Origin of the sequence: Arthrobacter sp. CG_A4 (assembly GCF_035985125.1) — a bacterium.
Taxonomy (GTDB): domain Bacteria; phylum Actinomycetota; class Actinomycetes; order Actinomycetales; family Micrococcaceae; genus Arthrobacter.
Map to the genome: position 1 here is coordinate 1 of NZ_JAXCID010000090.1, position 2,981 is coordinate 2,981.

Sequence of the window (2,981 nt, forward strand, 5' to 3'; positions counted from 1 at the left end):
TCGTCACCCAATCCATGGGTGAGGTCGGCGTGTGCTGGGACAACGCCGTGGCGGAGAATTTCTTCTCGCATCTGAAGACGGAGATGTACCACCACTGAGTATTTGAGGCTTTGAGCACCACCCAATCGTGCGGTTCAGCACCACCGATCGTGCGGGAGAGCGCCAGTGGTGGTGTGGCTGGGAGCCACTGACGCCCTCCGTCATCGATTACGCGCTGGCCAGCGCGGTGTGCTCCCTCATGTTGTAGGTGCCCGTCTCGACCCAGATCGTGTTGTGGATGATCCGGTCCATGATCGCGTCGGCGTGAACACCGGAGCCGAGCCGCTGGTGCCAGTCCTTCTGCGAGTACTGGGTGCAGAACACCGTCGACGTTTCGCCGTAACGGCGTTCCATCAGCTCCAGCAGCATGGTCCGCATCGACTCCGCCGGCCGGTCCAGCAACCACTCGTCAATAACGAGCAATGTGAATGCGGCGTATTTGCGCAGGAACTTGCCGGCGCCGCCGGTGGTGTCCTGGGCGGCGACCCAGGCTTCCTCGAGGTCGGGCATGCGGACGTAGTGGGCGCGGATGCGGTGTTCGCAGGCGCGTTTGGCGATCGCGCATCCCAGATACGACTTCCCCGACCCGGTGAACCCCTGGAAGACAACGTTCTGTTGCCGGGCCACGAATGAGCAGGTGCCGAGCTGGGTCAGCACTTGCCGGTTCAGGCCGCGCTCGTCGAGCAGGTCGATGCGGCGCAAATCCGCGTTCGGATAACGCAGCCCCGCCCGCCGGATCAACCCGGCGACCTTGGAATGCATGAAGGTCGAGTAGGCGTCATCGACTACCAGCCTCACCCGCTCTTCGAACGTCAAACTGATCGACAGCGTCTCGTCCTGGGTATCGATCGCCTCGAGCAGCTCGCCCGCGTTCATCTCCCGGAGCTTGCGTTTGGTCTCCCCGTCCAGCGCGCTCAACGGGTCCCTCCGGCGTAGTAGGCGCCGCCGCGGACATAGCCGCCATCATCGCCCTCAGGCTCCTCCGAGACGTGGCCGGTCTTGTCCTGCCCAGTGTCGAGGATCGGCCGCAAATGGGCGTAGCGCGGGGAGCGGATCGGCCCGCGCAGCGCGAGCTGGCAGGCCGCTTCGACCCGGGCCGGGGAGAACTTACGCGATAGGCGCAGGACCGCCAACGCCGGGTCGAAGCCGGCCTCCTCGATGGCGGCTGCCTCGAAGATTTTGCCGATCACCGTCACCGTGGCCGGGCCCATCCGGGCTGCCCAGGCCTCGATCCGGGCCCGGTCCCAGGCCTGCCAGCTGCGTCCCTCGGGCAGGTCCGCGTCGTTGCTCTGATACTGATTCACCGTGCTTGCCGGCAGCAGCAGGTGGCTGGTCAGGCGCTCATCAGCCCGATAGACCTCCAGCATGGTGTCCGTGACGCGAAGGTCCACCAGGGCGCCGATGTGGCTGAAGGGGACGGAGTAGAAGTTCTTCGCCCAGACCACGTGAGCGTTCTTGTTCACCTTGCGCTTGTAGGACCACGTGCTGATCTCGAGCGGGGCTGCCGGCAGCGGTTGCAGCAGCGGTTTCTCCTCGGTGGTGAAGACGCTCAGCCGGGACCCGTCGCGTTTCTGGAACGGTTGCCGGTTATAGGCATCGATCTGCTCATAGACCCGGGTGCGCAACTGCGCCAGCGACGTAAACTGCTCATGCCGCAAGCCCGCGATGACCCAGGTCGCGACGTGGGAGACCGTGTTCTCGACGCTCGCCTTGTCTCGATTATCCCGAATTCGGGATAAGAAAGACTATCCCGAGGATTCTGTTATCCCGAGTCCTGCTCTGCGGGCGTGTGTGGTGGCGGCCTGAGAGGCGACTTCATCGGGATAATCGCGGCCCGCCTACGCTGGCTCATCTCTTTCGATTTCACTGGAGGTGAGCCGGAGATGAGTATTTCTATAGGCGAGTTGATCGTGCAGGCTGAAGCCGCAATGGGTCCGTTGGGCCATGCGCCGTCGACGAGGATGCAGTACCGGTGGGCGTGGTCCCAGTTCGCGAGGTTCTGTTCCCGCGACGCTGTCGATGAGTTCAGCGAGGAGGCCGTCGCCGCGTTTGTGGAGTTCGTCGCGGCGGAGCATCGGGACGCCCGGATGAAGCAGTGGAAACACAAGCTCCTGCGGAAGGCCGCCCTGGTGCTGTCAGAGGTGGCACGAACCGGGTCCTACCAATGGTGTCTGTCTCGCCCGGCGCATCCCAATGACGCGCTGGATGCTGTCTTCCGTCCGGTCCAGGAACAGTTCGAGCTCTGGTTGCAGGGCCAGTCGTTGGCCGCCGCGACCCAGAATTTGTATGCGACCGTGTCGCGCACCGCGCTGGCGTGGCTGCCCGACCGCGGCGTGAAGAATGTCCAGGCGCTGTCGGGTTCGGACGTGTCGGCGATGGTGGTGTTCTTGGGCAGCCGCTACCAGCCCGGGAGCATGAGGACGGTGGTGACGGCTTTGCGGGTGATGTGTCGATTCCTCGAGGAATCCGGCTACGGCACGGGCCTGTCGCGGGCGGTCCCGGCCCTGTTCGCCAGACGTGTGGCGTCGGTGGGCGTGCTTTCGGCGGGGGGTGTTGCCGCGCTGACCAACTCGCCCGACGTCACCACAGCGATGGGTTTGCGGGATCGGGCGCTGCTGCTGTTGGGCGCCCGGACGGGACTGCGGCCGGTGGACATCGCAGGGTTGCGGTTGCGGGATATCGACTGGCGGCACGCGCAGTTCGCTCTGACCCAGCACAAAACAGGATCGGTGGTGACGTTGCCGCTGCTGGCCGAGGTCGGTGAGGCGATCGCGGACTATCTCCTCAACGGCAGACCCGCCGGCGGCGATGACGACCATGTGTTCCTGCGCTCCCACGCCCCCTACGCGGAATTTGTCAAGGCGATTGAGGCCAGCGGGAGTTAGGCGGCTACTGCCGTAGCCATTCTGTTGGATGGGTTATTGATCCATGCCGCGTCGGGG

3 protein-coding genes are annotated in these 2,981 nt (G+C 64.7%); 1 reads left to right on the plus strand and 2 read right to left on the minus strand.

Annotation, left to right across the window (positions count from 1 at the left end; genetic code table 11):
- Positions 1–207: 207 nt before the first annotated feature.
- Positions 208–957 (minus strand): ATP-binding protein, encoded by a 750-nt coding sequence (locus RCH07_RS19075; RefSeq protein ID WP_326969065.1) that lies wholly within the window; start codon positions 955–957, stop codon positions 208–210.
- On the minus strand, positions 954–1,697 hold the full coding sequence (locus tag RCH07_RS19080) for a Mu transposase domain-containing protein (RefSeq protein ID WP_326969066.1): 744 nt from the start codon (positions 1,695–1,697) through the stop codon (positions 954–956). The genes RCH07_RS19075 and RCH07_RS19080 overlap by 4 nt, the downstream gene beginning before the upstream one ends.
- A 225-nt stretch (positions 1,698–1,922) precedes the next feature.
- Here RCH07_RS19080 and RCH07_RS19085 point away from each other — a divergent pair, with 225 nt between their 5' ends.
- Positions 1,923–2,924 carry a tyrosine-type recombinase/integrase gene (locus RCH07_RS19085; protein ID WP_326969067.1) on the plus strand — a complete coding sequence of 334 codons (1,002 nt, stop codon included), beginning with the start codon at positions 1,923–1,925 and terminating at the stop codon, positions 2,922–2,924.
- Positions 2,925–2,981 lie beyond the last annotated feature (57 nt).

Bases quoted from the DNA above. Each gene is read 5' to 3' on its own strand.
- RCH07_RS19085 (WP_326969067.1), top strand. From the start codon at position 1,923: ATGAGTATTTCTATAGGCGAGTTGATCGTGCAGGCTGAAGCCGCAATG.